The organism is Sulfuricella sp. (assembly GCA_041651995.1).
Lineage (GTDB): Bacteria > Pseudomonadota > Gammaproteobacteria > Burkholderiales > Sulfuricellaceae > Sulfurimicrobium.
In genome coordinates this window covers 1-23965 of the sequence record JBAZID010000016.1, presented here as the reverse complement: position 1 = coordinate 23965, position 23965 = coordinate 1, and the positions used below count along the sequence as shown (strand labels likewise).

The 23965-nt window shown below is 59.6% G+C and carries 20 protein-coding genes and 1 tRNA gene; 14 read left to right on the top strand and 7 right to left on the bottom strand.

The genetic code is table 11. The features are described 5' to 3' along the window. Window positions 1-30: 30 nt before the first annotated feature. Together WC392_14020 and WC392_14015 are read left to right on the top strand one after the other, a co-directional pair. Window positions 31-336 (top strand): c-type cytochrome, encoded by a 306-nt coding sequence (locus WC392_14020; protein MFA5243480.1) that lies wholly within the window; start codon window positions 31-33, stop codon window positions 334-336. 144 nt (window positions 337-480) lie between these two features. Then, the gene (locus WC392_14015; protein ID MFA5243479.1) at window positions 481-1704 is read left to right on the top strand and encodes an FAD-dependent oxidoreductase; all 1224 of its coding nucleotides are present in this window, start codon (window positions 481-483) and stop codon (window positions 1702-1704) included. A 19-nt stretch (window positions 1705-1723) separates the two neighbouring features. Here the strand turns inward: WC392_14015 and feoB are convergent, their stop codons facing one another. Together feoB and WC392_14005 are read right to left on the bottom strand one after the other, a co-directional pair. Further along, window positions 1724-3511, bottom strand: a complete 1788-nt coding sequence (gene feoB / locus WC392_14010; protein MFA5243478.1) for a ferrous iron transport protein B — start codon at window positions 3509-3511, stop codon at window positions 1724-1726. Further along, the gene (locus WC392_14005; GenBank protein ID MFA5243477.1) at window positions 3508-3756 is read right to left on the bottom strand and encodes a FeoA family protein; all 249 of its coding nucleotides are present in this window, start codon (window positions 3754-3756) and stop codon (window positions 3508-3510) included. The genes feoB and WC392_14005 overlap by 4 nt, the downstream gene beginning before the upstream one ends. A 311-nt stretch (window positions 3757-4067) precedes the next feature. Here WC392_14005 and WC392_14000 point away from each other — a divergent pair, with 311 nt between their 5' ends. Beyond that, window positions 4068-4229, top strand: coding sequence for a DUF2281 domain-containing protein (locus WC392_14000; GenBank protein ID MFA5243476.1), 162 nt, complete (start codon window positions 4068-4070; stop codon window positions 4227-4229). Between the two features lie 112 nt (window positions 4230-4341). Here the strand turns inward: WC392_14000 and WC392_13995 are convergent. The 3 genes from WC392_13995 to WC392_13985 form a co-directional block, all read right to left on the bottom strand. Beyond that, window positions 4342-4417: transfer RNA gene (locus WC392_13995), tRNA-Arg, on the bottom strand. A 71-nt stretch (window positions 4418-4488) separates the two neighbouring features. Further along, window positions 4489-7212 (bottom strand): EAL domain-containing protein, encoded by a 2724-nt coding sequence (locus WC392_13990; protein ID MFA5243475.1) that lies wholly within the window; start codon window positions 7210-7212, stop codon window positions 4489-4491. An 8-nt stretch (window positions 7213-7220) separates the two neighbouring features. Then, window positions 7221-8249 (bottom strand): ABC transporter substrate-binding protein, encoded by a 1029-nt coding sequence (locus tag WC392_13985; GenBank protein MFA5243474.1) that lies wholly within the window; start codon window positions 8247-8249, stop codon window positions 7221-7223. Between the two features lie 115 nt (window positions 8250-8364). On the opposite strand from WC392_13985, the gene WC392_13980 reads away from it, so the two are divergent. From WC392_13980 to alaS, 9 genes are all read left to right on the top strand, one after another. Further along, window positions 8365-8760 carry a TraR/DksA family transcriptional regulator gene (locus WC392_13980; GenBank protein MFA5243473.1) on the top strand — a complete coding sequence of 132 codons (396 nt, stop codon included), beginning with the start codon at window positions 8365-8367 and terminating at the stop codon, window positions 8758-8760. A 3-nt stretch (window positions 8761-8763) separates the two neighbouring features. After that, on the top strand, window positions 8764-10674 hold the full coding sequence (locus WC392_13975) for an ATP-binding cassette domain-containing protein (GenBank protein ID MFA5243472.1): 1911 nt from the start codon (window positions 8764-8766) through the stop codon (window positions 10672-10674). A gap of 237 nt (window positions 10675-10911) precedes the next feature. Next, complete coding sequence (gene thiL, locus WC392_13970; GenBank protein ID MFA5243471.1) at window positions 10912-11937, top strand: thiamine-phosphate kinase; 1026 nt, start codon at window positions 10912-10914, stop codon at window positions 11935-11937. Then, entirely contained in the window at window positions 11918-12412 is a 495-nt protein-coding gene (locus tag WC392_13965; GenBank protein MFA5243470.1) for a phosphatidylglycerophosphatase A, read from the top strand. Before thiL ends, WC392_13965 begins: the two co-directional genes overlap by 20 nt. After that, window positions 12405-12893 carry a nicotinamide-nucleotide amidohydrolase family protein gene (locus tag WC392_13960; GenBank protein ID MFA5243469.1) on the top strand — a complete coding sequence of 163 codons (489 nt, stop codon included), beginning with the start codon at window positions 12405-12407 and terminating at the stop codon, window positions 12891-12893. The genes WC392_13965 and WC392_13960 overlap by 8 nt, the downstream gene beginning before the upstream one ends. 33 nt (window positions 12894-12926) lie before the next feature. Next, window positions 12927-13958, top strand: coding sequence for a recombinase RecA (gene recA, locus WC392_13955; GenBank protein ID MFA5243468.1), 1032 nt, complete (start codon window positions 12927-12929; stop codon window positions 13956-13958). Further along, window positions 13955-14425, top strand: coding sequence for a recombination regulator RecX (gene recX, locus WC392_13950; protein MFA5243467.1), 471 nt, complete (start codon window positions 13955-13957; stop codon window positions 14423-14425). Before recA ends, recX begins: the two co-directional genes overlap by 4 nt. Next, window positions 14425-14772, top strand: coding sequence for a hypothetical protein (locus WC392_13945; protein MFA5243466.1), 348 nt, complete (start codon window positions 14425-14427; stop codon window positions 14770-14772). The genes recX and WC392_13945 overlap by 1 nt, the downstream gene beginning before the upstream one ends. A 179-nt stretch (window positions 14773-14951) precedes the next feature. Further along, window positions 14952-17573: an alanine--tRNA ligase gene (alaS, locus tag WC392_13940; GenBank protein MFA5243465.1), complete on the top strand. Its 2622-nt coding sequence runs from the start codon at window positions 14952-14954 to the stop codon at window positions 17571-17573. A 99-nt stretch (window positions 17574-17672) separates the two neighbouring features. Here alaS and WC392_13935 read toward each other — a convergent pair whose 3' ends face one another. After that, window positions 17673-18941: a mechanosensitive ion channel domain-containing protein gene (locus WC392_13935; protein MFA5243464.1), complete on the bottom strand. Its 1269-nt coding sequence runs from the start codon at window positions 18939-18941 to the stop codon at window positions 17673-17675. After that, window positions 18941-19519: a phospholipase D family protein gene (locus WC392_13930; protein MFA5243463.1), complete on the bottom strand. Its 579-nt coding sequence runs from the start codon at window positions 19517-19519 to the stop codon at window positions 18941-18943. The genes WC392_13935 and WC392_13930 overlap by 1 nt, the downstream gene beginning before the upstream one ends. Before the next feature lie 88 nt (window positions 19520-19607). Between WC392_13930 and lon the strand changes: the two genes are divergently transcribed. Both lon and WC392_13920 read left to right on the top strand, forming a co-directional pair. Next, complete coding sequence (gene lon, locus WC392_13925; protein MFA5243462.1) at window positions 19608-21998, top strand: endopeptidase La; 2391 nt, start codon at window positions 19608-19610, stop codon at window positions 21996-21998. Window positions 21999-22034: 36 nt separating this feature from the next. Continuing rightward, the gene (locus tag WC392_13920; GenBank protein MFA5243461.1) at window positions 22035-23759 is read left to right on the top strand and encodes a PAS domain S-box protein; all 1725 of its coding nucleotides are present in this window, start codon (window positions 22035-22037) and stop codon (window positions 23757-23759) included. Window positions 23760-23965: the final 206 nt, after the last annotated feature.

Genomic DNA, 23965 nt, shown 5'->3' with positions numbered 1-23965 from the left:
GATGCTCCCCTTGTGGAAAAGGAGTTCGTCATGCATTGCCTTGTCCGTACAGCATTTCCCCTGGCGCTTCTAGCCCTGTCCCAGGTGGTAGCGGCTGAAACCGTGGTGCCGGGCAGACTGCTTGCTTCCAATTGCTTCCAGTGCCACGGCACCGATGGCCGGCCGGTTGCGGGCCTGGCAAGCCTTGCAGGAGAGTCGGCCTCGAGCATGTATTACAAAATGCTCGAACTGCGCCAGAAAACGAAAGAAGACAGCATCATGAATTCCCATGTCAGAGGCTATACCGATCAGCAATTGTGGGAGCTTTCGGTCTATTTTTCACAATTGCCACACTGATAATTTCAGTTTCCTGCCAGGAGAAAATAAATGATAAAACGTAGGCAGTTCATTGGGTTGCTTGGTGGTTCGGCACTCGGATTGTTATCTGGGCGAGCCTTTTCTGAGGATGAAGACGTCTTAAGCCGTCATATCGCAGCGAGCGTGCCCGGGCCAACCGGTGCATCCGGCAGGGTGGTGGTGGTCGGTGGCGGCATGGCCGGCGCCACCGTGGCGAAATTCCTGCGCCTGTGGGGCGGAAGCCAGGTTCAGGTGACGCTGGTGGAGCAGAATCCGGATTACCCATCCAGCATCCTGAGCAATCTGGTGCTTAACGGTTCCACCACGATGGACCGGATTACCTTCAAATATGACACGCTAAAAAATGTGTATGGCATCAATGTTGTGCAAGGTACGGTCAGTGGGGGTGATATCGATAAAGCGCAAAAAAGGATCAGGGCCGGGAATGCCTGGTATCCGTATGACCGGCTGGTGCTTGCACCCGGGATTGAATTTGATTACAGCGGCTTGCCCGGCCTGGAGGGGCTTTCATACAGCCAGCTGCCACTTCACGCATGGATTGGGGGGGCGCAGACGACGGCGCTGCGCAATCAGATTGCCAACATGCCATCCAGCGGTACCGTTGTCATTACCATCCCCCCCGCGCCGTATCGTTGCCCACCGGGGCCGTACGAACGTGCCTGCGTCATCGCCGATTATCTGAAAAAGAAGAAGCGCGGGGCACGAGTGATCGTGCTGGACGCCAATCCTGACATTGTGGCGGAAAGACACGGCTTCTCGACTGCATTTGCGGGAATATATGGCGGAATCATCGAGTATTACCCGGGTGCCGTGATTACCGGCATCGATGTTGCAACCCGAACCCTGCAGACCAATGTCGGCACCATTCGTGCCAGTGTTCTGAATGTCATTCCACCCCAGACTGCCGCCAAAGTCGTCATGGATGCGGGTCTGGTTCCCTTTGGCAGTGTTCGGGCAAGCGTGAATGTTCTCAGTTATGAGTCCACCATTGCGCCAGCCATCCACGTGATCGGCGATTCCGCGGCAGCGTCCCCCCAGCCCATGGCCGGGCATCTCGCCAACGCGCAGGGCAAGGTCTGCGCCGATGCCATCGTGCGCATTCTGAGCGGGCGCGCGGTAGATCCATCGCCAGTGACCAATTCTGCCTGTTTCTCGCCAATAACGGCAAAGACGGCATCCTGGTTAAGCGTGGTCTATGCTTATAAGCCCCCTCTTCCGGGCAGCACGGGTTTCGGCAGAATGGAGGCCGTCCCTGCTTCTTTCGCCGAAGCAAGGGAGGCATCGAGTGAGCATTACGAGAAAATGTTCAAATGGTTCGGCAATCTGATGTCGGACACCTTTGCCTGATTTTTCCAAAGATGCCGGGTCAGTAACCCAAGGCCCGTGCACCTTGATAAAAGGCAAAGCTCAAAACCCAGGCCAGAGCCAGTGGCCAGGCCAGCGCCAGCGCAGTGTAGGGATAGCTTCCGGACTCGTTTTTAAGCGTGGCCAGGGTGGAAAGGCAGGGGGTGTAAATCAGGGTGAAAAGCATGAAGCTATAAGCCTGCACCCAGTCCAGCTGCTGCGCCATGGTGCTCATCAGCGCCGTGCCTTCGAGGCCGTAGATGACCGCCAGCGAGCCGATCACGATTTCCTTGGCGACGAAGCCGAAAATCAGCGCGATGGCCAGTTGCTGGTTGATGCCGAGCGGGTCGAGGATGGGCGAAAGCCAGCCGCCGATCATGCCGGCCCAGGTGTCGCTGCCTGCCGGGGTGGCATGGAGCGGGAAATGGGTGAGAAGCCATACCAGCACCACGCCGGCAATGATGAATTTACTGGCGCGGTTGAGGAAGTGGCGGACTTCGTGCCAGCCGCGCAACACAATCTGGCGCCAGGTGGGGAGACGGTAGGGAGGCAGTTCGAGAATGAAAGGCTCGCTGTTGCTGTAGTGTTTCTTGAACAGCAGAGCGGTCAGGAGGGCGGCGGCAAAGCTGAACAGGTAGAGGCTGAATAGCACCAGAGCGGCATGCCTGGGGGCAAACAGCGCGGCGGTGATGAAGACAAATACCTGCAACCGGGCGGAACAAAGCGAAAAGGGGATCACCAGCATGCTCAGCAGGCGCAGGCTGCGCGAGCGCATCACGCGGGTGCCCATCAGCGCGGGTACGTTGCAGCCAAAGCCCATCAGCATCATGACGAAACTGCGTCCGTCCAGCCCCATCTTGGCCATCAGCGCATCCATCAGGAACGCGGCGCGCGACAGATAGCCGCTGTCTTCCACCAGCGCCATGAAGAGGAAGAAAAGCACGATGATGGGCACAAAGGCAGCCACCGTGCCGACACCGTTGTAGATGCCGTCCAGCAGCAGGCCCTGCACCGGCGCGGGCAGGTTGAGCAGCAGATGTTCCAGGATCTCGCCGCGGAACAGCCCCAGTGCCCATGCGACGCCGTCCTGTAGCGGTTTGCCGAGAAGGAAAATAGCCTGGAACAGAACGTACATGACACCGAAAAACAACGGCAATCCCAGCCATGGATGCAGCAGCAGGGAATCCAGCCGGGTGGTCAGGTTGTCCGTCATTTGGGTTGGCACCTGCACTGCGTGCCGGAGCACGCTTTCCATCTTGGCTTCAATCTGGTTTTCGAGTTTAAGTTTGTCGCGAATTTCCTGGGTATTGGCAGGCTGGCTTGACTGGATCGCGCTGGAGATGGCCTGATAGGCATGATCGTAGCCGCTGCCATACTTGGCGGATAGCAGCACAACCGGCATGGCCAGCGCCTGGGCCATTTTTTCGACATCGACGGTGACGCCGAATTTTTTGGCTTCGTCGGACATGTTGAGCAGCAGCATGGCTGGCAGTCCGAGCTGCTTGAGCTGCAAGGCCAGGCTTAACTGGCGCTCGATCTGGGTGGTGTTGAGGATGATCAGCACCAGGTCCACCGGGTTGTTTTCCAGGAAATGCCGCACCACCAGTTCGTCATCCGAAAAGCCATGGATATCGTACACGCCAGGCAAATCGATGATTTCCACCATGGCGCCGCCGAGCAACACTTTTGCGCTCATCAGCTCCACGGTGATGCCGGGCCAGTTACCCACCCGTGCCGATGCGCCGGTCAGGCGGTTAAAGAAGGTGGATTTGCCGGTATTCGGCATCCCCAGCAGGGCAACGCGCTTCATTGCTGGATACGGGTGGCTGGCGTGACGTCGATGCATTGAGCATCGATGCGCCGCAACATGATGTCGGTGGTACCGATTCTGACGTGCAGGGGGCCGGCAAATTTCGCCCGCCGTACCAATTCGATGTTTTTGCCGATACGGAAGCCCATTGCGGCGAGGCGGTGATAGAGTGCTTCGTCGGTGTGCAATGCAGCAATCACGGCGATTTCGCCAGGCTTGAGAGTGGAAAGGCTGACCGTGGTCATTTGTGATCGGGCTATGTAAATAGGAATTGTTCTTGATTGTGCCATAAGCAGCCCATTTTGCATAGCCTATAAACCTTGAGAATGCGCCCTTTACGTGAGCACTGAAGAACTGGAGTGTCACGGCCATCTATGCGCGCCTTGGCCTCAACCCGGCGTGGCAGCCGGTCAACACTGCATGATGGCGGCGGCAGAGCTGAGGCACCGCAGAAGTGCTGCCGATCAAGCAGACGGGGTATAAATGTGGCTTGCCGGGCTATAATTTGGCGGCGGATGTGGTTAAACACAGGAAAACCATGTGAAGGAACATGGCCATGAACTCGATGGAAAAAATTGTCGAGGAAGTACAATCGCTGCCTGAAACTGATGCGCGCGAGGTGCTGGATTTTATTGGCTATCTCAAGTACCGGCGTGTTCAAGCCGCCGAGTCGGGCGCCGAAATCGAAGATAGGCGAGAGGGCGCTGCGAGGGATTGATCAGTACGCGGGGGCCAAAAACTTGTGACGAAACTTGTGACAGTACCCCACGTAGTTACGGCCTTCACAGGGTGGTTGTGACGGGTTAGGTTGGTGGTTACTACCGTGAAGATGGCGCCCCGAAGACGAATCGAACGTCCGACCTACCCCTTAGGAGGGGGTTGCTCTATCCACTGAGCTACCGGGGCGAAGCGGCGATTTTACGCTAAAACCAGCGGCTTGGAAAAGCCGGTTTTTTGGGCGCCCTTTGCTTCGAGGCTCAGGCTGTGGTGCTGTCGAGCGGGGCGTCCTGATGCATCTGTTCTTTCAGCCAGTGCTCGAGATCCCCGGCGGGCATGGGTTCGGCGAAATGGTAACCCTGCAGGCTGTCCACACCCAATTCTCGCAACTTGCTGGCTGCTTCCGCGGTTTCCACTCCTTCTGCCACGGTTTTCAGGTCAAGGGCACGCGCCAGGTTGATGATGGCTTGGGTCATGGACAGGCCGCTGGCTTCATGCAGGCGCCGTACAAATGAAATGTCGATCTTGAGTTCATCCACATGCATTTCATGTAGATGTGAAAGGGATGAATAGCCGGTGCCGAAGTCGTCAATGGCGATGCAGAAGCCATACTGTTTCAGTTCCTGAAGGCGATCGGCGGCATGTTCCACATCCAGCAGCGCAAGGCTCTCGGTGATTTCGAGGATGATATTTTGCGGTGCAATCTGGTGTTTGGCGGCCTCTTCCCGCAGGTGTTCCGTGAAGTGCGGGGTAAACAACTGGCGTTTGGAGACGTTGATGGCGAGGGTCAGGGCCAACCCGGCTTCCTGCCAGCGCCTGGCGGCTGCGAGGCTGGCGAGCAGGATCTGGTGCCCGAGTTCGTGAATCAGTCCGAGATCTTCCGCCATCGGGATGAAGGTTTCGGGGGAAATCCAGCCCTGCTCCTGGTCGTGCCAGCGCGCCAGCACTTCGACGCCGGTGCAGCGTCCGTTGCTCGCCGAGAAGATGGGCTGGAACCAGGCCTGTATCTGGTTGGAATTGACGGCGCTGGCGAGACGGTTCTGGATGTAGAGTTCTTGCTTGTCGATGCCCTTGATGGTCATGTCGCGGAAGAAACATGCCTGATTGCGCCCCTGCGCCTTGGCAAAAAACATGGCACGGTCAGCATGGGAGAACAGGGTTTCCGTATCTTCTCCATCATCCGGATACATGGCGATGCCCATGCTGAAAGTCACGGCCAGTTCGGTGTCGTCTATCTGCAAGGGTGTTTGCACCTCCTTGCTTACTTTCATGGCGACTTCACGAATATCTTGCTCCATGTCCATGTCGGGCAGCAGCAGCACGAATTCATCGCCGCCCCAGCGTGCTACGGTATCGCCTTCCCGCAGCTGTCGCTTCAGACGCTCGGCAAAGGCCAGCAGAAGCTTGTCGCCGGATTTGTGGCCGAGAGTGTCGTTGACATTTTTGAAGTGGTCCAGATCGATGAAACAGATGCCGACTTTATGTTGCAAGCGCGAAGCCTGACGTAGCGAAACCTTGATGCGATCTTCCAGCAGCACCCGGTTGGGCAAGCCGGTGAGGGCGTCGTGCAGGGCCATGTGGGTAATTTGTTTCTCGTTCAGATAAGTTTGCGTAATGTCACGCAATACACCGCGCACGCCTGCCACATTTCCGGATTCGTTACGGCGACAGACGAAGCGGCATTCCACCCATGGTTCGTGGGGCGAGTTCTCCAGATTGAGGCGCAAGCGCAGGACGACATGATTCTTCTTGCCGCTGGTTAATGCCTGGCATTGTGCTTGCAGTGTTTCGCGGTCCTCGCTGTGAATGAAATCGTAGATGCGTGCGCCGACAGGTTCGTTGCAATGGGATAGCTTGTTCCAGCCGGGGCTGGCGCGCACGATGGTTCCGTCGCAGTCTATTTCCAGAACGGCTTCCTCCAGCATGGACAAGGTTTCCAGATAGGCTTTCTGCTCAAGATTGCGGCTTTCAATCTCGTGCATGAGCTTTTCCATGGCTTCAGCCAGATCGGAGATCTCGTCCGGTTGTCCGCCTGCTGCCCGCAGCTGTTCACTGGCCCGGGACGCGATGCCGAGCTGGGTGTAATCCCTGGTGGCCGTTTCAAGATTCTCCACGCGCCTGATAGTGTGCGTCAGCCAGCGTCCGAGGCCGAGCCAGATCAGGAGTGTGATGATCGATACGGCGGCAAGCGGGCGCAGCAGAAACTCTCTTAGTGGATAGAGGGTGTGAAATTCATGTTGAATGATAAGCATCGGCCGAGTGCCACTGCCGGGCCAGAGTTGTTCGGTCTGGATCAGCAGCTCTCCGGCAGGGGTGCGTGCTTCCTTCATTCCGGGGCGTGTCAGATCGTGGGTGGCGCTATTGGAGGTGGCCAGGATCCGGTCATGGAAAAAAAGATGCAGAAAGGTTTCCGGGGCGGCAATTTCTCTCAGTGAAGCATTGTTCACGGTCTTCAGTAGCAGCAAAGTGCCATGTTCACCAGAGCCAAGCCAGATGGGGATGCGATAGATCCGGTACAGTTCGCGGGCTTCCTCGGAATAGTGCCAGGAGGAAGCGAGCAGGGCAGCGTTGATTTTTATCTTGTGCGCTTCGGGGCCGTAGCGGTACAGGATACGGTTCTCACCGCGCAAAATCAGAAGATTGGAGAAGTGGGTAAATTCGGATTGGGCATTGAGAAACGCGTTAAATTTAAGCCAGCGTACCTCATCCCCTTCCTCCAGAATGCGGGAAAACTCAATGCGCGTTTTTATTTGCTCCGCATCGGCCTGCCAGCGCTCTTCTACCCGGGGCAGCTCTTTTTCATAGAGTTGCTGGATAGTGGCGCGCTTCTGCGTGTCTTCGCGCTCGCTTTGGGTTCGATGGCTGATGGTGGCAACCAGGGTGATGGCGCTCACAACGAACAGGCCAACCAGCAGCAGGCGCGCCAGTGCCTGCCAACGCAGGGTCCCGCGACCGCACAGCAGGCTGGAAATGCGCTTCGACATTAGCTGGGCTATGGTTTGACTCCCGCGAACTGGCTATCTATCAGCGTGTTGAGGTTGAAGTTTTCATCGGCAAGAATGCCCGCGGACCTCATGAACTGTGCCGTGGCCTCGACCTGTTGGCGCGAGAAACGGGCATTGCTGGCGTACATGCCTGGGTGGCGGGTCAGAACATCGATTAGTTCGAGTTTCTCGTCCTTATCCTGAATATCCAGGCGGTTGATAATGTTTACCGCACCAGCTCTGGCCATCCATTCCAGGGATCGATTCAGCATCCGCACCATGACTTCGGCGCGTTGTCTGTCCTGTGCCAGATTTTTTGCGGTAGTGGTGAGTGTGGCGCGCAAATGCCCCGCGCCAGTCAGTTTGGCCATTACCATGGGGTCGCTACAGTCACTGAGCAAAAAACCGGCATTTTTTCGTACCAGGCCGCTCATGAAAGGTTCTTCGCAGAATACGGCATCAACAGCCCTGCTGCCGAGCGCGCCAAGTTGCCCCTCCCAGTTCTGTGCCGTGGGTACCCAGCGCACCTCGCCGGGCTTGATGCCGTTGGCGGTCAGGAATACTTCCATTACTTGCTGCTGATAGGTTTTGCTGGTGGCTGTGCCGACAGAAACGCCGATCGAGCGGCCCTTGAGGTCAGCGATGCTTTTGATCTGCTTGCGTAATTCGTTTCTCACAACGATGCCGTAAGGTGGCACCTGACCACTCAAGGGAGCCAGAGCCAGGGGTTTTTTCCCCTTGACGTAAAAGGGATGCAACACCGTAAATCCCTGGGCGGAGAACTGGGCGTTGCCGGCCAGCATGTCCTCCAGAGCGCGCACGCCACTGGGAAAATAACGGATGACCAGTTGCGCTTTCTCGCTACGGTCAATGCCCAGAATGGGTATCAGCTCGATGGGGAGAAAGGGCAGTGAACGGGGTCCGGGCAGATTGATGCGTATCAGTGTTCGTGCGTCAGCGGCTCTGGCGCTGTCGCAGAGCACCGCAAGCGGCAGGGTGGATAGCATTTTCAGGACGTTTCTGCGCGGCAGATTCATGGCTTCTCTTTTGTGCAGGCAGCCTGTGGCGGAATGAATAGCTGCGGCTATGTTAAACTCCAAGCTATCAGAATGACAATAGACTTAAAGCGTATCGGGGTTTAAAGGAAAGATCATGGCACTATCTGCAGCGCAGCAAAAACAGCTCGAATTGGCGCTGAAAACACGCTATCAGCAATTGATCAATGAAGTGCGTCAGGAACTCGGGCAGGACGGCGAGCAGCATTTTGCCGATTTTGCCGAGGCGGGGGGCTCTGACCAGGGCGATGAGTCGGTCGCCGATGCGCTGGCGGATATTGCCGCGGCACGGGTGGATCGCCAGGTCAATGAAATGCGCGAGATCGAGGCGGCGAAAAAGCGCATGAAGCAGGGCGAGTATGGTGTTTGTGGAGATTGCGGCGAGGATATCCGCTTCGAGCGCCTGCTGGCTTACCCTGCGGCTTTGCGTTGTGTCAATTGCCAGCAGCAGCATGAAAAAACGCATGCCAGCCAAAATACGCCGTCGATGTAATTTATGCCATTAATTCAACTCGATAAAATTTCTCTCGCCTTCGGCCATGTGCCACTGCTCGACCATGCCGACCTGGTGCTGGAACCGGGCGAGCGGGTCGGCCTGATCGGGCGCAACGGCACCGGCAAATCCAGCCTGCTCAAGATCATCGCCGGGACCGCACACCCTGACGACGGCCGGGTGTGGCGTGCGCCAGGGATGAAGCTGGCTTACGTCCCGCAGGAGCCCGAGCTTGATCCCGGGCATACGGTATTCGAAGCCGTGGCGGAGGGGCTGGGCGCGGCACACCAGTTTTTGCTCGACTACCACGAGGTCACCCATGCCATGGGCGACCCGGATGCTGACATGGACGCTCTGCTGGCGCGCATGCACGATTTGCAGGTAGAGCTCGAAGCGCACGATGGCTGGAACATGAAGGCGCGGGTGGAAGCCACCATGAGCCGTCTTTCCTTGCCGGAAGATGTCAAGATCAGCGCCCTGTCCGGTGGCCAGAAAAAGCGCGTGGCACTGGCGCAGGCACTGGTGATGGCGCCCGACATGCTGTTGCTGGACGAGCCCACCAATCACCTGGACCTTGCCGCGATCGAATGGCTGGAAGGTTTGCTCAACGAATTTGCCGGTAGCGTGCTTTTGATTACCCACGACCGGCGCTTCCTCGATAACGTGGCGACGCGTATTGTCGAACTGGATCGCGGCTTGCTGGCGGGCTTCGACGGCAATTTTTCCGCCTATCAGATCAAGAAGCAGGAATTGCTCGAAATCGAGGCGGTGCATAACGAAAAATTCGACAAGGTGCTGGCCCAGGAAGAAGTCTGGATTCGCAAGGGCATCCAGGCGCGCCGCACCCGCAACGAAGGCCGTGTGCTCAGGCTGGAAGCCTTGCGCCGCGAGCGGGCCGCGCGCCGCGAACGCAGCGGCACGGTCAACCTCAATGTCGACCAGGGCGAGCGTTCGGGCAAGCTGGTGGCGGAGCTGGAAAATGTCAGCAAGGCCTACGGCGATAAAATCATCATCCGGGATTTCTCCGGACGCGTGATGCGCGGCGACAAGATCGGCCTGGTGGGGCCCAATGGCGCCGGCAAGAGCACCCTGCTCAAGCTGATCCTGGGCGAGTTGCAGCCCGACAGCGGCACGGTCAAGCTGGGAACCAAGATGGCCGTGGCCTATTTCGACCAGTTCCGTGCCCAGCTCGACGAGGAAGCCACGCTGATCGATACCATCAGCAAGGGCAGCGACTTCATCGAGATTGGCGGCGAGCGCAAACACGTCATCAGCTACCTGGAAGACTTCCTGTTTGCGCCTCAGCGCGCGCGTTCCCCGGTGAAATCCCTGTCCGGCGGCGAGCGCAACCGGCTCCTGCTGGCGCGCCTGTTCACCCGCCCGGCCAACGTGCTGGTGCTGGACGAGCCAACCAACGATCTCGACATCGAAACCCTGGAACTGCTCGAATCCCTGCTGCAGGAATACACGGGCACGGTACTGCTGGTTTCCCATGACCGGACTTTCCTCGACAACGTGGTGACCCAGGTCATCGCCTTCGAGGGCGATGGCAAGCTGCAGGAATACGCTGGCGGCTACGACGACTACGTGCGGACGAAAAAGATGCGCGATGCCGAGGCGCAGAAAAGGCCGGACGTGCCGCAAAAAACCGCTGTCAAACCAGCCAAACCTGCCGTGCGGGTAAAACTGAACTTCAACGAAAGCCGCGAACTGGAAGCCCTGCCGGGCAGGATCGAAGCGCTGGAACAGGAGCAGGCAGAGATCGGCGCCAGGCTGGCCGACGGCGAAATCTATCGCCGCGACCCGGCCGGAGCCAAGCGCTTGCAGGAGCGGGTAAGCGAGATCGAGGAAGAAATGCTGGTCGTGCTGGCACGCTGGGAAGAGCTGGAAGCGAAACAGAAGGGGGCGGAGTAGGCCATTTTTCCAGAATGCTTTTTTGTATCAGACATCAAACCCACTCCAACTCCCCCTTGTCAGGGGGAGAGCCAGTACGTCCGTTCCCTGAAGCGGGGTAAGCAGGCAATCCGCGCTGCGGATGCTCGCACAAGGGGCGGATGGGAGGGGTTGTTGTGGAAATCCAGTGACATGCCATTGGATGTTGCAACCATAAATCCATTTGAATAATGGGATAGGGAAAAACTCTCTACCGTCATGCCCTCCGAATTCGACCTGATCCGCCAGTATTTCACCCGCCCGACCCCCAGCGCGATATTGGGTGTCGGGGACGATGCCGCCCTGCTACAGGTTTCGGCGGGCATGGAACTGGCCGTGTCGGTGGACATGCTGGTGGAGGGGCGGCATTTCTCGCCGCAGGACGGCCCCGGCACGGTGGGGCACAAATCGCTGGCGGTGAATTTGTCCGACATGGCAGCCATGGGCGCAACACCGCGCTGGGCGACGCTGGCCCTTGCCCTGCCGGCAGCCGACGAGAAATGGCTGCGCGGCTTTGCCGGGGGATTTTTCGGCCTGGCGAGCAAGTTTGGTGTCGAGCTGGTCGGCGGCGACACCACGCGCGGGCCGCTCAATATTTGCATCCAGATCATGGGCGAAGTGCCGGCCGGGCAGGCCTTGCGCCGCGACGGCGCCAAAATCGGAGATGAAATCTGGGTCAGCGGCACGCTGGGGACGGCCGCGCTGGCGCTGGCCTATCGTCAGGGCCGGGTGGAACTGGAGCAGCTGGAAGCCGCCGCCTGCCTGCCCGCGCTCTACGTGCCCCAGCCGCGCGTGGCGCTGGGGCTGGCGCTGCGTGGTATCGCCTCGGCCGCGATCGACGTTTCAGATGGCCTGCTGGCAGATCTCGGGCACATTCTGGAACAGTCTCAAGCCGGTGCGGAAATCCATTTCGAGGCTTTGCCCCTGCATGAAGTCACGCGCCGCTATATCGGCCCCCTCTCTCCTGGCTCTCTCCCTCGGGCGGGAGAGAGGGACGCAGACTCGCTACGCGAGGCTCAGGTAATAGTAGCGAAAAACTGCGTGCTGGCGGGGGGGGATGATTACGAGCTGTGCTTTACCGCGCCTGCTGCGCGCCACGCGGAACTGCTTGCCCTGGCAAACAAACTGGCGCTGCCGCTGAGCTGCATCGGCCGCATTACAGGCGAGGCGGGGCTGGCCTTGCTGGACGGGAAGGGCCATCCCATGCCGGTGGAAGTGAAGGGATTTGACCACTTTGCGCAATAAGCCGGACCTGAAGCTGCTGTTTGCCCACCCGGCCCATTTTTTCTCCCTGGGCTTGGGTTCCGGCCTGTCGCCTGTCGCGCCGGGAACGGCGGGGTCGCTGCTGGCCATCCCCCTGTTCATGGTGCTGGCGCATTTCCTGCCGCTGCCGGCCCTGCTGATCGTTACCGGTCTGTCTTTCGTGCTGGGCATCTGGTTTTGCGAGGTCACCGGCAAGGCGCTGGGCGTGCCCGACCATGGCGGCATGGTGTGGGACGAGATCGTGGCGATGTGGCTGATCCTGGCTTTCACGCCGCCAACCTGGCTGTGGTTTGGCATCGCCTTCCTGCTGTTCCGCCTGTTCGATATCTGGAAACCGTTTCCCATCCGCTATTTCGACCAGCACGTCAAGGGCGGCTTCGGAGTGATGCTGGATGATCTGCTGGCAGCGGGCTATGCGCTCGCTGCGCTCAAATTGCTGGAGCATTTTTATGGTTGATGAACTTTATCAATTGGCCGAGGAAACCGGCCATGCCCTGAAGGCGCGCGGCTGGATGCTGGCCACGGCGGAATCCTGCACCGGCGGCTGGGTGGGGGAGGCGGTGACGGCGGTGGCGGGAAGCTCATCCTGGTATGACCGCGGTTTCATCACCTACACCAATGCATCCAAGCTGGAAATGCTGGGCGTGCAGGCTGAAACCCTGGCGCGGCATGGGGCGGTGAGCGAGGAGACGGTGTGTGAAATGGCTGCTGGCGTGCTGCTACATAGCCAGGCCCACATTTCCCTGGCGATCAGCGGCATCGCCGGTCCGACGGGTGGCTCACCTGGTAAGCCAGTGGGTACGGTATGCTTCGCCTGGGCAATCAAGGATGGCACAGTGAAAAGCGAGCGTTGCCTGTTTCCGGGAGACCGGCGCGAAGTCCGACGACAGGCGGTGGAGCATGCCCTTCAAGGTGTTTTAGCACTGTTGCAACTGTGACATAATCCACGGGTTAAATTTTAAGGAATCAATATGGACGACAATAAAAGCAAGGCGCTTGCAGCGGCCTTGGGGCAGATTGAAAAGCAGTTCGGCAAGGGCTCCATCATGCGCCTGGGCGATCATGCCGCAATGCAGGACATTCAGGTGGTGTCCACCGGTTCGCTGGGGCTGGACATTGCCCTGGGCGTAGGCGGCTTGCCGCGCGGCCGGGTGGTGGAAATCTACGGTCCGGAATCCTCCGGCAAGACCACGCTGACCCTGCAAGTGATCGCGGAAATGCAGAAGCTGGGCGGTACGGCAGCCTTCATCGACGCGGAGCATGCGCTCGACCCGCAATATGCCCAAAAGCTCGGCGTGAATGTTGCCGATCTACTGATCTCCCAGCCGGACACCGGCGAGCAGGCGCTGGAAATTGCCGACATGCTGGTGCGTTCCGGCTCGGTCGACATCGTGGTGATCGACTCGGTGGCGGCGCTCACGCCCAAGGCCGAGATCGAGGGCGAAATGGGTGATTCCCACATGGGCCTGCAGGCCCGCCTGATGTCGCAGGCGCTCCGGAAACTCACCGCCAACATCAAGCGCACCAACACCCTGGTGATTTTCATCAACCAGATCCGCATGAAGATCGGTGTCATGTTCGGTAACCCGGAAACCACCACCGGCGGCAATGCTCTCAAATTTTACGCCTCGGTACGCCTCGACATCCGACGCACCGGCGCGATCAAGAAGGGCGATGAAGTGATCGGCTCCGAGACCCGCGTCAAGGTGGTCAAGAACAAGGTGGCGCCGCCCTTCAAGCAGGCCGAGTTCGACATTCTCTACGGCGAGGGCATCTCGCGCGAAGGCGAAATCATCGACATGGGCGTGGATCACAAATTCATCGAGAAATCCGGTGCATGGTACAGCTACAAGGGCGAGAAGATCGGCCAGGGCAAGGACAACGTGCGCGAGTATCTGAAAGAGCACAAGGATATTTCCGCCGAGATCGAAGCCAGGGTGCGCGAAGCGGTTGGCGTGAGCGGTCTGCCGACCATCGTCGATCCCGATACCGTGGATGCCTGAGTAGGGGTGAATTCATTCGCCCAAGCCAGCTCAGCCTGCGGGAGCGCGCACTCGGTTTTCTCTCGAGGCGTGAATATTCGCGCCTCGAGCTGAAACGCAAGCTTGCGCCCCACGCTGAAGACGAGCATGAAGTAGCGTCACTGCTGGACGATTTTGCCGCGCGCGGCTGGCTGTCGGAGGCGCGCTTCACCGAGCAGATCGTGCATGCGCGCCGCAGCAAATACGGCGCCCAGCGCATTGCGCAGGAGTTGAAGGAAAAGGGCGTTAGCGCGGATGCGGTGGCGGCGATTCTGCCCGAATTGCGGGAAAGCGAGCTGGAAACGGCGCGTGCCGTATGGGCGAAGAAATTTGGTGTTTTGCCGCAGGACGCCAGGGAACGGGCAAGGCAGATGCGTTTCCTGATGAGCCGTGGCTTCAGTTCGAGCATCATCGGCAAAGTACTGCATGGCAGCGGAGATCGAGATTAATGAAAAAAATATTGGCAGGCACGGTGTTGGCAGGTTTGTTGGCGCTTTCAGGCTGCGATTATCTGCCGTTCGGCCAGACGCCGGTCCAGGAGATCATGGCCGCACCGGCGCAGTTCGAGGGCAAGGAAGTGCGCATTCGCGGCAAGGTCAAGGATGTGACCAGGATTCCGCTGATCAACCTTTCCATGTACATCGTGGATGACGGCAGCGGCGAGATCACCGTGATGGCGCAGGACAAGCTGCCGGCGATGGATGAAACCGTCAACGTCCGGGGCGTGGTGGAAAGCGCGGCGATCCTGGGCGGGCATTCGATCGGGTTGCGCATCAAGGAACTGAAGCGCAACTGAAAGACGATTAACCACGGAGAGCACGGAGCGCACGGAGGTAGGGCGATAACGGATATGCGTCATCGCCAGAGGGATAGCCCGCAAACAGTGTTCATAGTGCTCCTGTCCTTCTCTGTGTCCTCCGTGTGCTCCGTGGTAAAACTGGTTTTCTTACTTAGATATAAATTTGGAAAGCAACAATGAAAAGCAGCGAAATCCGCAAGCAATTCCTCGATTACTTCGCCTCCAAGGGCCACACCGTGGTGCCGTCCAGTTCCCTGGTCCCGCACGAGGACCCGACCCTGCTGTTCACCAATGCCGGGATGAACCAGTTCAAGGATGTGTTTCTCGGCTTCGACAAGCGGCCCTATACCCGCGCTGCCAGTTCGCAGAAATGCGTGCGCGCCGGGGGCAAGCACAACGATCTGGAAAACGTCGGCTACACGGCACGCCACCATACCTTCTTCGAGATGCTGGGCAATTTCAGCTTCGGCGACTACTTCAAGCGCGATGCCATCCAGTACGCCTGGGAGCTGCTCACTGTCGTATTCAAACTGCCCAAGGACAGGCTTTATGTCACGGTGTATGCCGAGGATGACGAGGCTTTCGACATCTGGACCAAGGAAATCGGCCTGGCCAGCGAGCGCGTCATCCGCATCGGCGACAACAAGGGCGCGCGCTACGCCTCCGACAATTTCTGGATGATGGGCGACACCGGCCCCTGCGGTCCCTGCACCGAGATTTTCTACGACCACGGTGCGCACATTCCCGGCGGCCTGCCCGGCACGCCGGAGGAAGACGGCGACCGCTACATCGAAATCTGGAACAACGTGTTCATGCAGTTCAACCGCGATGAGCAGGGCGTGATGCATCCGCTGCCCAAGCCATCGGTGGACACCGGCATGGGCCTGGAGCGCATCTCCGCCGTGTTGCAGGGCGTGCATGCCAACTACGAGATCGACCTGTTCCAGACCCTGATCAAGGCCGCCGCGCGCGAAACGCACTGTGCCGACCTCGACAGCCCTTCATTGAAAGTGCTGGCCGACCACATCCGCGCCTGCGCTTTCCTCATCGCTGACGGCATCATCCCCGGCAACGAGGGGCGCGGCTACGTGCTGCGCCGCATCATCCGCCGCGCCATCCGCCACGGCTACAAGTTGGGCGCGCGTGCCGCCTTCTTCCACAGGATGGTTGCCGATCTCGATGCCGAGATGGGCGAGGCCTACCCGGAACTGAGGCAGAATCAGGCACGCGTGACCGAGGTGCTGAAGCAGGAAGAGGAACGCTTTTTTGCCACCATCGAGCATGGCATGGTCATCCTGGAAGCGGATCTGGCGGCAATGGCCGGGCAGGGCAACAAGATTTTCAATGGCGAAACCGCCTTCAAGCTGCACGATACCTACGGCTTCCCGCTCGACCTGACCCAGGACGTATGCCGCGAGCATGGCGTCAGCGTGGACGCGGCCGCCTTCGATGCCGCCATGAGCCGTCAGAAAGAGCAGGCGCGTGCCGCCGGCAAGTTCAAGATGGCGGCCAATCTGGAATACGAAGGCCCGGCCACCTCTTTCCACGGCTATGACCAGCTCGAAACCAGGGGCAACGTGCTGGCCCTGTATCGCGACGGCGCGCCGGTCAACGAATTGCTGGAAGGCGAGACCGGCGTGGTGGTGCTGGACGACACGCCGTTCTACGCCGAATCCGGCGGCCAGGCGGGCGATCGCGGCCTGCTGCAGAGCACGCATGGTATTTTTGCCGTGGAAGACACGCAGAAAATCCAGGCTGCCGTGTTCGGTCACCACGGTGTGGTGCGGACCGGCAAGATCAGTGTCGGCAACGGCGTGACCGCCAGGGTGGACGGCCAGGCGCGCGCCCGCACCATGCGCAACCATTCCGCCACCCACCTGATGCACAAGGCCCTGCGCGAAGTGCTGGGCGAGCATGTGCAGCAGAAGGGTTCTCAGGTGGATGCCGACAAGACGCGTTTCGACTTCGCCCACAATGCGGCGCTGAGCGCCGAGGAAATTCGCCGGGTGGAGGCGCTGGTCAATGCCGAAATCCTCGCCAACCAGGCCAGTTGCGTGCGCGTGCTGCCGATCGAGGAGGCGCAGAAACTGGGTGCGATGATGCTGTTCGGCGAGAAATACGGCGACGAGGTGCGGGTGCTGGACATCGGCAGCTCGCGCGAGCTGTGCGGCGGGACGCATGTTGCCCGCAGCGGCGACATCGGCCTGTTCAAGGTGCTGGCCGAGGGCGGCGTGGCCGCCGGGGTGCGCCGCATCGAGGCGCTGACCGGCGACAATGCCCTGGCCCACGTGCAGGAGCAGCAGGCCTTGCTGGCCCAGGCCGCGAGCGCGTTCAAGGCGCCCGCCCAGGAATTGCCGGGCAAGATCGCCCAGATCATGGACAATGTGAAGGCCCTGGAAAAGGAGCTGGCCAAGCTCAAGTCCAAGCTGGCTTCCAGCCAGGGCGACGAGCTGGCCGCTCAGGTGGTGGAAGTGAACGGCGCCAGGGTGCTGGCCGCCGCGCTGGAAGGCGCGGATGCCAAAACCCTGCGCGAAACCCTGGACAAGCTCAAGGACAAGCTCGGCAGCGCCGCCATCGTGCTGGCGGCCGTGGCCGACGGCAAGGTGAGCCTGATCGCCGGCGTCACCGCCGATCTGACGGCAAAAGTGAAGGCTGGCGAACTGGTCAATTTTGTTGCCCAGCAGGTCGGTGGCAAGGGCGGCGGACGCCCTGACATGGCGCAGGCGGGCGGCACCCAGCCGGAAAATCTGGCCCAGGCATTGGCCGGCGTGGCCGGGTGGGTCAAGGCGAAATTGTAGGAGGGCAAAAAGCTCCGGGGAGGCTTGAGCCTCGGGGTGGCTACTGTCATACCCGTTATTGCGGAAATTTTTCTGGGGGGCCGAATATGCCCCATCAGTTTACTGCAGGAGTTTGATCACGCGCTGCGGGTAGGGAATTTCGATACCTGCCTGCTGGAAGCGGCGCCAGATATCCAGATTGATTTCCGAGCGCAGGTTCATCTGGCCTTCCTCGGGGTCCTTGATCCATAGCGACAGTTCCAGCTCGATGCCATTTTCGGCAAAGGTTTTCAGGAACACCCTGGGTTCGATTTCCTGTTTCCGCAGGACCCGGGGGTGCTTGCATGCAACCTCGAACATGATGGACATGGCTGTTTCCAGCGGACTTTCATAGCTGATCTGCACCGGGATGCCAATGCGCAGTTCGTGGTTGGTGTAGGAGTGGTTCAGCACCGTGGACGTGATCAGGGTCTCGTTGGGAATGATGGCCTCGGTGCCGTCCATGCCCTTGACCACCACATAGCGCGAGGTGATGGCGGTCACGCTGCCATAGCGGTTGTCCACCGTGACCAGGTCGCCGATGCGGATGGAGCGGTCGAGCAGGATGATGAAGCCGCTGACATAATTGCTGGCGATTTTCTGCAGGCCGAAGCCGATGCCCACGCCCAGCGCGCCGCCGAACACCGAGAGCACGGTGATGTCGATGCCGGCGATGGGCAGCGCGACCAGGATGCCCAGCAGCAACAGCCCCGCCCGGATGAGCTTGGTCAGCACCACGCGCAGGCTCATGTCCAGCCTGTCCGCCGCCATCAGGCGTTTTTCCAGCGTCGAGGCCAGCCACATGGCGACCAGCAGCGTCACGGCAATGGAAAGCAGCCCGCTCAGGATCATCAGCAGGGAGATTTTCTGCTTGCCGATACGGAAGCTGAAATCCTCCAGCACGCCCAGAATTTCCGGCAGAAAGCCGGAAATGTGCAGCGCCACGCCGCTCCAGATCAGGATCGCAATGAAACGCTCCGAGGTTTGCAGCCAGCCGCTGGGGGCGAAAATATGCCTCAGCATGTACACCGCCAGCCGCACCAGGGCGAGCGAGAGCAGCAGCGGGACGGCGAGATTGAGCACGCTGATGGAATGCCAGTGGTTGAGCAGCGTTTTGCCCACCAGCACCAGCAGCAGCGCGGTCAGCGGGAAAATGATCCGGTCCACGCCGCCCATGCCCAGCTTCCATGCGCCTTGCTGCACCGGGATCTGCTTGCGAATCAGCCGCGTGACCAGCCAGGCCAGGCCGAGGCTGAGCGCCAGGGCGGCGAGCTGCCACAGCATGGCGGTCTGGCCGAGGTCATTCAGCAGTTCGAGCAGCAGATTGTGGATTTCCTGGGTATTTTGCATCAGTAGCGGTGAGCCTCGAAAGCTTGCGCATGGGCGCGGTGCCGCTGCCAGTTTTTCAGATAGGCCTGGGTCAGCTGCGGGTTGCCACGAAAGATCAGCAGGTTTTCCGCATTCTTGTACTGCGCCGCATGGGTAAAGTTGAATGAACCGGTGATGACGGCAGCCTGGGGCAGACCTGCATCAATCACCATGATCTTGTTGTGGGCGCTGTCATGCTCGCGGTCCACGAAGGTCGGAACCCCTCCGGCGGCAATTTCCGGCACTACACCGCGCTGCATTTTGCGGATCTGTTCGCCATCGGCAATCAGCTGCACATCAATGCCGCGCCGTTTGGCTTCAATCAGCGCCTGCGCGATCTTGCGGTGGGTAAAACTGAAGGTTTGCACCAGAACCTGTTTTCTGGCGCCACGGATGGCTTCGATCACCAGTGCGCCGGTGTCATCTTCCGGGCTGAAGGCCAGCTGGATGGTGCCGCTTGCCGCCAATGCCGGAGAAGTGCGCGAATTCAGCGGAAATTCGAATGCGGCAGCCGTGGCACACGTGGCGAGAAGCGTCAGCAATAAGTAAATTCGTTTCATGCGGGCTATTGTATGTGAAGTCCGGGCTTGAATTGTCACTGCCTGGCCACAAAATTTGAAAGCATGGATCTCACATTGGAAAAGCAAGATGCCCGAAGCAAACGAAGCGATTGAAGGTGAAGTGATCGAGTCTACCCAACTGGCGCTGCAACAACAGGCATTGCCCGAAACCCTGTATCTGTTGCCGCTCACCGAACGGCCATTCTTTCCCGCCCAGACCCTGCCCCTGCTGATGAACATGGGGCCGTGGCTGGAGACGGTGGAGAAAATCGGCGACACCGAACACAAGATGGTCGGCCTGGTGCTGGTGCGGCCCAATAGTGCCGACGAGGTCACGCCGCAGGACTTTTATGCCACCGGGACGGCGGTGCACATGCACCATCCGGTGCGCACCGAGGGCAAGATCCAGTTCATTGCCGAAGGGCAGCGGCGCTTCCGCATCGTCAAATGGCTGTCCAGGACAACACCTTACCTGGCGCAGGTGGAGTACATCAGCGACAGCCGGGGCGCCAACAGCGACGAGGTGAAGGCCTATGCCATGGCGATCATCAATTCCATCAAGGAGTTGCTGCCGCTCAACCCGCTGTATAGCGAGGAACTCAAGTTCTTCCTCAATCGCTTCAGCCCCAACGAACCTTCCTTGCTGACGGATTTCGCCGCTTCCCTCACCACGGCTTCCAAGGAGAAATTGCAGGACGTGCTGGAGGTCCTGAACCTGAAGAAACGCATGGAAAAGGTGCTGGTGCTGATCAAGAAGGAGCTGGATGTCGCGCGCCTGCAGTCCCAGATCCGCGAGCAGGTCGATGAAAAGATGACCAAGCAGCAGCGCGAGTTTTTCCTGCGCGAACAGTTGAAAACGATTCAGAAGGAACTGGGGCTGGCCAAGGACGACAAGACGGCGGAGATCGAGCGTTTCCAGGAGCGCCTGGGCAAGCTCAAGCTGACCGAGTCGGCGCAGAAGCGCGTGGACGAGGAAATGCAGAAGCTCTCCCTGCTCGAAACCGGTTCGCCGGAATATGCCGTCACGCGCAACTACCTCGACTGGCTGACCCAGCTGCCGTGGGGCAAATTTTCGAAGGACAAGCTCGATCTCAAGCGCGCGCGCAAGATTCTCGACCGCGACCATGATGGTCTGGATGACGTCAAGGAGCGCATTATCGAATTCCTCGCGGTGGGCGCGCTGAAGGGCGAGATCGCCGGTTCCATCGTGCTGCTGGTGGGGCCGCCCGGGGTGGGCAAGACCTCCATCGGACATTCCATTGCCGATGCGCTGGGGCGCAAGTTCTACCGTTTCTCGCTCGGCGGCATGCGTGACGAGGCGGAAATCAAGGGCCACCGGCGCACCTATATTGGCGCCATGCCGGGCAAGTTCATCCAGGCGATCAAGGAGTGCGACACTCAGAACCCGGTCATCATGCTGGACGAGGTGGACAAGATCGGTGCCTCTTATCACGGCGATCCGGCATCATCCCTGCTCGAAGTCCTTGACCCGGAGCAGAACAGCGACTTTCTCGACCATTACCTCGATGTGCGCTTCGATTTATCCAAAGTCTTGTTCGTGTGCACCGCCAACCAGCTCGACACCATTCCCGGACCATTGCTCGACCGCATGGAGGTGATCCGCCTGTCGGGTTACATCACCGCCGAAAAAGTCGCCATCGCCAAGCATCACCTGTGGCCCAAGCAACTGGAAAAAACCGGCCTCAAGCGGGGCGAGCTGTCGATCAGCGATGCGGCGCTGAAGCATGTGATTGACGGCTATGCCCGCGAAGCCGGGGTACGCAACCTGGAAAAACAGCTCGGACGTCTGGTGAGAAAATCCGTAGTGAAGCGCATGAGTGGCGAGCCCGAACTGGCCCGCATCAATGTTGCCCAGGTCGAGGACTACCTCGGCAAACCGCTGTTCACCCAGGAAAAACCGCTCAGTGGCATCGGCGTGGTCACCGGTCTGGCGTGGACCGCGATGGGTGGCGTCACGCTGTCGATCGAGGCGACGCGGGTGCATACCCGCAACCGCGGTTTCAAGATGACCGGCCAGCTCGGTGATGTAATGAAGGAATCGGCTGAAATCGCCTACAGCTATGTCTCTTCACACCTCAAGGAGTTCAAGGGCGACCTGAAATTCTTCGACGAAGCTTTCGTGCACCTGCACCTGCCCGAAGGTGCCACGCCCAAGGATGGCCCAAGCGCCGGCATCACCATGGCCACGGCGCTGCTGTCGCTGGCGCGCAACCAGAAAATCACCCGGCCGCTGGCCATGACCGGCGAACTGACCCTGACCGGTGAAGTGCTGGCGATTGGCGGGGTGCGCGAGAAGGTTATCGCCGCGCGGCGCGTCAAGATCATGGAGCTGATCATGCCCGAGGCCAACCGGCGTGATTTCGACGAGTTGCCGGAGCATGTTCGCGACGGGGTGAAAGTCCATTTCGCAAGACAGTTCAAGGATGTGGTGAAAGTGGTGTTTGCCGCGGGTGTTTAATTGTTCTGCGCCGTGGCGGGCGGGTATACTCGCGCCATGGATATGATTACCTTGCAGGGCGCGATACTCGATAACGCCGCCTATGCCATTATCGCCACGGAGCCGGATGGCGTGATCACGGTATTCAACCGTGCCGCCGAGCGCATGCTGGGTTATCGTGCCGCCGAACTGGTCGGGCTTTGCACCCCTGCGATCCTGCACGATGCGGATGAAGTTGCGGCACGGGCCAGGGATTTTTCCCTGGAATTGGGTATCTCCCTCGATCCGGGGTTCGAGGTGTTTGTCGTTCGAACCCGGCTCGGCTTGCCGAATGAGTTTAAGTGGACCTATCTGCGCAAGGATGGCTCCCGCTTTCCTGTGCAGTTGTCGGTTACCGCCCTTCATGACCAGAGCGGGGCGATTACCGGCTTTCTCGGCATTGCCATGGATATCAGCGAACGCAATGCCGCCGAGGCTGCCGTCCGCGAAAGCGCGGCTTGTCTCAACGAAGCCCAGCGCATTGCCCAGGTCGGCAGCTGGATGCTTGATCTGGTCAGCAACAAGCTGAACTGGTCGGATGAAATTTTCCGCATTTTCGAAATCGACCCCGCCCTGTTCGGCGCTTCCTATGAAGCCTTCCTCAATGCCATCCATCCGGATGACCGGGAGAAGGTCAACCAGGCCTATACCCGCTCACTGGCGGCGCGGGCCCCCTATGAAATCGCCCATCGCCTGCTCATGCCCGATGGCCGCATCAAGTGGGTGAACGAGCGCTGCGAGACTTTCTACGACGAGGAGGGCAGGGCGCTGCGCTCCAGCGGGACGGTGCAGGACATCACCGGGCGCTGGCAGGCGGAGCAGGATTTACGGCTCTACGCCAGCGTATTCCAGCACAGTGGCGAGGCCATCCTCATCAGTGACAACAGCAACCACATTCTGGCGGTAAACCCGGCATTTACCCGCATGACGGGCTACGAAATCGAAGATGTGCGGGGCAGGAACCCGCGCCTGCTGGCTTCCGGCCACACCAAGCCGCATACGTATCAGAATCTTTGGGCCACTCTAAAGCAGGAAGGCTACTGGCAGGGGGAAATCTGGGACCGGCGCAAGGATGGCAGCGTTTACCCGAAATGGGTGGCGATATCGGCGGTACGCGGGCGCGACGAGGGCGTAACCCACTACATCGCCAGCTTCACCGATATTACCGAGCGCAAGGAGGCCGAGGCGAAAATCACCCACCTGGCCCATCATGATGCCTTAACCAGCCTGTTCAACCGCTTCAGCTTGCAGGACCGGCTGGAACAGGCGCTGGCCATGGTGCGGCGGGAGCAACGCCTGCTGGCGGTGATGTTTATCGACATGGATCGCTTCAAGACCATTAACGACACCCTGGGCCACGCTGTGGGAGACGAGCTGCTGATCGAGGTGGCAAAACGCCTGCGCAACAGCGTGCGCGAAAGCGATATCGTGGCGCGTCTGGGGGGTGACGAGTTTGTGGTGGTGTTGACCGAGGTGGAGGATGCCGCGGCGGCCGAGCGCGTGGCGGACAAGATTCTGCATACCCTGGGCCAGGATTACAGCATTGGCGGCAAGCAGCTGCATTCCACCCCCAGCATCGGTCTTGCCTTTTGCCCGGATGATGGAGAGGACGGCAGTACCTTGATGAAGAACGCCGATACCGCCATGTATCATGCCAAGTCACAGGGCCGCAACAATGTTCAGTTTTTCAGCACCGAAATGAATCGGGACGCCGTGGAGCTGCCTGCACCTCCGGCAGGCTGAAACTCCATGTAAAAAGAGGCAGGGAATCAATCCCCTGCCTCTTTTGTTTTCAGCCCGGATCGTGTTTTACACTTCTTCCCACCCGGTAATCATGGCCCTGATGTGCGCGGTTGGGGTATGCCCTGCCGTGGTCAGATAGACGTGGGCGATGAGGAACAGCAGCATCATGAAAGCGCCTGCGGTATGGAAGAAGGCCACCCACTCCA